This is a genomic window from Bacteroides sp. CAG:189, assembly GCF_000432295.1.
In the GTDB taxonomy this organism is placed as follows: domain Bacteria; phylum Bacteroidota; class Bacteroidia; order Bacteroidales; family Bacteroidaceae; genus Bacteroides; species Bacteroides salyersiae.
On the sequence record NZ_HF991003.1, the window covers coordinates 26621 to 31881 of the forward strand.

The 5261-nt window shown below is 46.2% G+C and carries 5 protein-coding genes and 1 pseudogene; 2 read left to right on the forward strand and 4 right to left on the reverse strand.

What is annotated here, in order from left to right; all coding sequences use genetic code 11:
- Positions 1-900 (forward strand): ATP-binding cassette domain-containing protein (locus QVP90_RS02895; RefSeq protein WP_288203852.1); only part of this gene is annotated, 900 nt, incomplete at its 5' end.
- A 117-nt stretch (positions 901-1017) separates the two neighbouring features.
- Here the strand turns inward: QVP90_RS02895 and QVP90_RS02900 are convergent.
- Genes QVP90_RS02900 through QVP90_RS02910 form a run of 3 tightly spaced genes read right to left on the reverse strand, consistent with a single transcriptional unit; the run spans position 1018 to position 3180 of the window.
- Positions 1018-1503, reverse strand: a complete 486-nt coding sequence (locus tag QVP90_RS02900) for an outer membrane beta-barrel protein (RefSeq protein ID WP_007481477.1) — start codon at positions 1501-1503, stop codon at positions 1018-1020.
- Between the two features lie 4 nt (positions 1504-1507).
- On the reverse strand, positions 1508-1738 hold the full coding sequence (locus QVP90_RS02905; RefSeq protein WP_025819133.1) for a hypothetical protein: 231 nt from the start codon (positions 1736-1738) through the stop codon (positions 1508-1510).
- Between the two features lie 14 nt (positions 1739-1752).
- Positions 1753-3180 carry a carbon starvation CstA family protein gene (locus QVP90_RS02910; RefSeq protein WP_021935598.1) on the reverse strand — a complete coding sequence of 476 codons (1428 nt, stop codon included), beginning with the start codon at positions 3178-3180 and terminating at the stop codon, positions 1753-1755.
- A 110-nt stretch (positions 3181-3290) separates the two neighbouring features.
- Between QVP90_RS02910 and QVP90_RS02915 the strand changes: the two genes are divergently transcribed.
- On the forward strand, positions 3291-4742 hold the full coding sequence (locus QVP90_RS02915; RefSeq protein WP_005929671.1) for a glycoside hydrolase family 10 protein: 1452 nt from the start codon (positions 3291-3293) through the stop codon (positions 4740-4742).
- 8 nt (positions 4743-4750) lie between these two features.
- Here the strand turns inward: QVP90_RS02915 and QVP90_RS02920 are convergent.
- Positions 4751-5261 (reverse strand): annotated as a pseudogene (locus QVP90_RS02920) (hypothetical protein); the annotation flags it as partial.

The following is a 5261-nucleotide window of genomic DNA, read 5'->3' on the forward strand; positions in this document are numbered from 1 at the left end:
TCGGGAAAGAGTACATTGGTTCGCGATATCTTCTATCGGGCATTGAAACGGGAACTGGATGAATGCAGTGATCGCCCGGGAGAATTTGCTTCGATCGGGGGCGACATCCGCAACCTGCGTAACATCGAGTTCGTCGATCAAAACCCCATTGGCAAATCCTCACGTTCGAATCCGGTAACTTACATCAAAGCATACGATGAAATACGCAAACTATGGGCTGAACAGCCTTTAGCCAAGCAGATGGGATATTCAGCCGGATTCTTTAGTTTCAACAGCGAAGGAGGCCGTTGCGAAGAGTGTAAAGGAGACGGAACCATTACCGTTGAAATGCAGTTTATGGCCGACTTGGTGCTCGAATGTGAATCCTGTCACGGAAAACGCTTCAAAACGGATACCTTGGAAGTCAAATTCCACGAAAAGAACATTTACGACGTATTGGAGATGACCGTAAACCAAGCCATTGAGTTCTTCACTGAGCACGGACAGAAGAAGATCGTTAAAAAACTGACTCCATTGCAAGATGTAGGATTGGGGTATATCAAACTCGGACAGTCTTCCTCTACTCTATCGGGAGGTGAGAACCAACGTGTGAAACTTGCTTATTACTTAAGCCAGGAAAAAGCAGATCCTACTCTGTTTATCTTCGACGAACCGACTACAGGACTACACTTCCATGATATCCGAAAATTACTGGACGCATTCGACGCCCTCATCCGTCGGGGACATACCATTATCATCATTGAACACAATATGGATATGATAAAATGTGCCGACCATATCATCGATCTTGGACCGGAAGGAGGAGATAAAGGAGGATATATCGTAGCTACAGGAACCCCAGAAGAGATAGCAGCCTGCAAAAACAGCTATACGGGGCAGTTTCTACAAGAAAAACTATAGGCCTCTCCCCCACCCTCTCCGTGGGAGAGGGGGTAAAGATACTATTGTTTATTAATCAGTTACAAAACTAACTTAGCTCCCTCTCCCACGGAGAGGGTTGGGGAGAGGCTTCCTCTTCTAAAAGTAGAATCCGAATCCTACCTTGAGGCCGAATTTAGACAGGTCGCTGTCGTTGAAGCGCCATTTGTAGTATATCGCCGGTTCGATAGTAACCGTACGTGAAAGGAAATAAGCGTATCCTGCTTCAATACCCACTCCCCATTCGGTACCAGTGTGACCGCCTTTCATGCGATAACGGTTCAAGTCAAGGCCGGCACCCAGAAAAACGCCTGTTTTATTAAAATAAAAACGAGTGCCGGTTCCTATCGTATAAACATCTATCGGCTTACTCCAATCGGCACTTGCTTCCACCATCAAGGCTATTCCTTCGGCAAGGAACGCACCGGCTTTCGCCCCGATACCAAACTGTGCTTTTTCACTATTGCTATATGAAAAGTTCAATCCGGTAAGCGACGGGTTAATAATCCACTTTCCTTGTTCAAACTGTGCCCGGGCAGCTAACGAGGCCACCAGCAAACAAACAACCAATACTAATTTCTTCATACACTTATTTCTTTAGATTTGTATAATGCTCTTCTTCACGACGACGTTGCTGTAACTTCTCCTTTTGTCTCAATACCAGCCAGAGAATAAAAACAATGACATACGAGATCGCAAGAGTAATATATTTCTCCGTATCACTTACTTCCGTATTGCGCGGCAACAAATAAGCCGCCGTCACAGAAACATAAATAAGAAGGGCCAGAGTGACCCAAGTCGACTTTTTTAACTTCTTCATCAGGTTTAAATTAATCATTTATTATTTTTAAGAGCCGATCGCCCTTTCCATACGATAAACCAAGCAACCCCTACCCCTGTGCAAATTCCTCCGATGATATACGACAAGGTATGCGTAAGTCCTAATCCTTCGGGAGCAATACAAATATAAGTGGAGCAGACAGCCGTCATGAATAAGGCCGGTATCAACGTTATCCAATAAGGTTTTCCTGAACGTACCAGATAAACCGTAATGGCCCACAGAGTAAATACGGCAAGCGTCTGATTCGCCCAGGCAAAGTAACGCCAGATCATATTGAACCCATTTGCATCACTCAAGCTGTAAAGCAACAGACCGATAGCTGCCACAAACATCGGGATACAAATATACAAACGGCGGCGCATACTTTTTTGTTCCAAGCCCAGAAAATCGGCTACAATGAGACGGGCCGAACGAAAAGCCGTATCTCCCGAAGTAATAGGTGCGGCAATAACTCCCAAAATAGCTAATACCCCACCGACTGCACCCAGCCAACCTTTTGTGATCGAATCTACAATAACCGAGGCATTATTCTCTTCCATTCCATTCTCATGAAAGAAATAGGTGGCAGCTGCCGCCCAAATCAATGCAACAATACCCTCGGTAATCATTGCCCCGTAAAATACCGGACGTCCGTAACGCTCTGAAGTCATACAACGCGCCATCAACGGACTTTGCGTAGCATGAAATCCGGAGATAGCCCCACAAGCAATGCTGACAAACATAATCGGGAAAACAGGTAATGCTGCAGCATCCGGATTCGTGTTTTGCAACCCGTCCCACAGTTCCGGTAATGCCGGATGATGCACATAAAGCATCACAACGATGCCGACTGCCATAAACAGCAAAGCGATGGCAAATACAGGATATATTTTCCCGATAATCTTATCTACCGGCAACAAGGTAGCAAGGATATAGTACGCAAAGACCACAATGATCCAAAAAGTCGTATCCAGTGATTCCGGTGTCAGTTTTGCCAATAATCCCGCCGGTCCGGCAACGAACACCGATCCTACCAAAATCATTAGAATAACCGTAAAACCACGCATCACCTGCTTGGTTGTCAATCCCAAATAGCGACCGACGATCTCCGGCAAACTCTCTCCACCGTTTCTCAATGAAAGCATTCCGGCAAAATAATCATGAACAGCACCGGCAAAGATACTTCCGAATACGATCCATAAATAAGAAGAAGTACCAAATTTTGCTCCCATAATCGCCCCAAAAATAGGACCGAGCCCTGCGATATTGAGAAACTGTATCATGAAAATCTTCCACGTAGGCAACGGGATATAATCCACTCCGTCGGCCTTTGTCAAGGCCGGGGTCTTTCGGTCGTCGGGTCCGAAAATCCGTTCCATCAAGCGTCCATAAGTAAAATATCCGACAATAAGTGCCAACAGGCACAGCGTAAATGTAATCATGACGTGTTTCTGGTTTAACAGACGCAAATGTAACATAATCCCATGAAACGCACAAGAATACCGACACTTTTACTAACTTTGCTGCCATTTATAACAAAATACAAACAGTAATGCGCCGTTATCTTCTCTTTCTATTTCTCACTCTGTCACTGACTCCCGCAGGAGCACAACCGAAATATGAGGTTCGTGCCGCATGGGTAACAGCCGTGTATGGATTGGACTGGCCGCAAACAAAGGCAACAACGCCCGCAGGTATCCGCCGCCAACAGGAAGAGTTGATAGAAATTCTCGATAAACTGAAAGCCGCTAATTTCAATACCGTATTGTTCCAGACCCGAACACGGGGAGATGTGCTCTACAAATCTTCTATCGAACCGTATAACTCCATCCTGACCGGAAAAGTAGATGGCGATCCGGGATATGATCCATTGGCTTTTGCTGTGCGCGAATGTCATAAGCGGGGTATGGAATGTCATGCCTGGATGGTAGCCCTTCCGTTGGGAAACAAAAAGCATGTGGCCAAACTGGGAAATAAATCCGTTACGAAAAAAAGAAAAGAGATATGTATTCCCTATAAAAATGAATATTTCCTCAATCCGGGACACCCGTCTACGAAAGAATACCTGATGAAGTTGGTGCGGGAAGTGGTAACCCGTTATGATGTAGACGGTGTACATTTCGACTACTTGCGTTACCCCGAAAATGCGCCCCGTTTTCCGGATAGCTATGACTTCCGCCGTTACGGCAAAGGCAGGACACTGGACCAGTGGCGTCGAGACAATCTGACAGACATAGTGCGCTATATATATAAAGGTGTAAAAGAGATCAAACCATGGGTAAAGGTAAGCACTTGCCCGGTAGGAAAATACAAAGATACCTCCCGGTACTCTTCACGTGGCTGGAATGCTTTCCATACCGTATATCAAGATCCGCAAGGATGGATGGGCGAAGGTATACAAGACCAGATCTACCCCATGATGTATTTCCGACAGAACAATTTTTACCCTTTCGTACTCGACTGGCAGGAACAATGCAACGGCCGGCAGATTATACCGGGATTGGGTATCTACTTCCTGCATCCCGACGAGGGAAATTGGATACGGGAGGATGTGGACCGGCAAATCAACTTTATCCGTAAACACAAGCTGGCAGGAGAAGCCCATTATCGGGCAAAGTACCTGATGGATAACACACAAGGCATCTACGACGAACTGACAGAAAACTTTTATGCTCATCCTGCCCTGCAACCGGCCATGCCATGGCTGGACAATGTCCCGCCCAGTGCACCGTCCGGACTGAAAGTAATTTCCGGGAAAGACGGCTATACATCGTTAACTTGGCAAGCAGCCACAGACAACGACAAAATGAACGCACCGAGATATGTGGTTTATGCTTCGGATGTCTATCCGGTAGATACTACCCGGCCGGAAAACATCATTGCACAAGGCATACGGGGAACGGAATACATCTATGCCCCTCTCCAGCCATGGAATAGAAAAGTATACTTTGCCGTAACAGCAGTAGACCGATATGGAAATGAAGGAAAAGCCGTGCAAGAGTAAATAACCGTCTACCCCACCTCGATCCATGCCCGGTATGCACTCCGATTAGTGACCGGCACCAACGGCATATAGCCAGCCACCACTTTCTCCTCCTTCAATTGAAGCGGATACCCCGCCCTCATCTGTTCGTGTGCCTGCATAGCTTCACCGGAAACCGGATGGTAAGTAATCAAAAAACGACCGGAAGCCCCGGACATGACATACCTTTTATAAATAAAATGTGCCACCACTCCCATATTCATCCGTAGATTAATCTCCACGCAGGGATGAATCCGATATTCAACTTCTCCGGAAGGAAACCGGCAAACCATCATATCCACACCGAGATAGCCCGAATAGACAGAACCGAAACGAGAGGACAATTCCTCCTCCAACTTACGTTTCAGTCTATCAAAAGATACCTTTGGCACATAGGCAGAAAGACGTCGTTCAATCTCCTCATCGGGCAACAACAGATTGCCATCATAAGCTCCACTCGCATTGGTAGAGAATATGGAATATCCTACAAAAACCACCTTC